Annotated in this window: 1 protein-coding gene and 1 pseudogene; both read left to right on the forward strand. The window is 73.8% G+C overall.

Features of this window, described 5'->3' with window-relative positions:
* Positions 1-941, forward strand: a 941-nt coding sequence (locus QR77_RS11665) for a tetratricopeptide repeat protein (protein ID WP_150130561.1), incomplete at its 5' end; no start/stop codon positions are given.
* Positions 942-944: 3 nt separating this feature from the next.
* A pseudogene (locus tag QR77_RS48520) lies at positions 945-1,210 on the forward strand (serine/threonine-protein phosphatase); the annotation flags it as partial.

The raw sequence follows: 1,210 nt of genomic DNA on the forward strand, positions 1-1,210 counted from the left end.
CGGCGGGGCCCCGGCTCGCGGCGCTCGACGTACGGGCCACCGCGCTGGCACTGCCCGTACCCCGGGTCGATCCGGCCGACCCGAACGCGGGCTTCCTGGCCGGTCTGATGGCCTCGGCGCCCGGCGAGCTGATCGCCGCGCTGGAGGCCGCCCCCGCCGACTCCCTGGAGCGAGGGCTGCGGCAGGTGAGAGCGTGGCTGGAGAACGGCGACTCGCACACCGCTGTGGAGGCCCTGTCGGCCCTGGAGAGGCGCTATCCGGACGACTGGCGGGTGGTCTGGTACCGCGGTCTGGCCTCGCTGGTCACCGGGGACCAGGAGACGGCGGCGGTCTCCTTCGACGGAATCTACGACGCGTTCCCCGGTGAGCCCGCGCCGAAGCTGGCGCTCGGGGTCTGCGCCGAGGTGCTCGGCCAGTTGGACAACGCGGCCGAGTACTACCGCCTCGTATGGACGATCGACCCGAGCTATGTCAGCGCGGCGTTCGCGCTGGCCCGGGTGCAGCTCGCCTCCGGCGACCGGACCGGCGCCGTGGTGACGCTGGAATCCGTACCGGAGGCCTCGATCCACTACACGGCGGCCAGGGTGGCCGCCGTCCGTGCGCGGCTGCGGCGGCGGGTCGCCCTGGACCCGCTGCTCGACGACCTGCGGGCCGCCGGAGGGCAGGTGGAGGCGCTCCGGCAGCTCGGTCTCGACGCGGTCCGCCGTGAGCAATTGTCCACCGAGGTACTGGGCACCGCTCTTGACTGGGTACTCTCCGGAGGCCGGGGCGGACAGGTGGAGCGGTCCACCACCCTGCTCGGCAGCGCGCTCGACGAGCGGGGCCTGCGTTTCGGACTGGAACGCTCGTACAGGGTGCTCGCCCGGCTCGCCCAGCGGGGCGAGGAGAGGATCGAACTGGTGGAGCGGGCCAACCGTTTCCGCCCCCGGACGTGGGTGTGATTGATGGCGCAGAAGCCCCAGTTGGCCGCATGGTCGACATGCCCTAGCTGCGAAGAGCCGCTGGACGCCGGCGACCTGTTCTGTGGTGCCTGCGGGTACCACCTGACGGACGCTCCGCAGGGCCAGGACCAGCAGGACCGCCCGACCGTCGCCATGAATGTCGCCGGCCGGGCGAGGGGCGCGGATCCATCCGCCCCGGCCGGTCCTCCGGCGGAGGCGGCGGGCGGGGTGCAGTGGCCGCCCGCCTCCGGGCCGGACGGCTCGGGCGC

Origin of the sequence: Streptomyces sp. 150FB, from assembly GCF_000818195.1 — a bacterium.
In the GTDB taxonomy this organism is placed as follows: Bacteria; Actinomycetota; Actinomycetes; order Streptomycetales; family Streptomycetaceae; genus Streptomyces.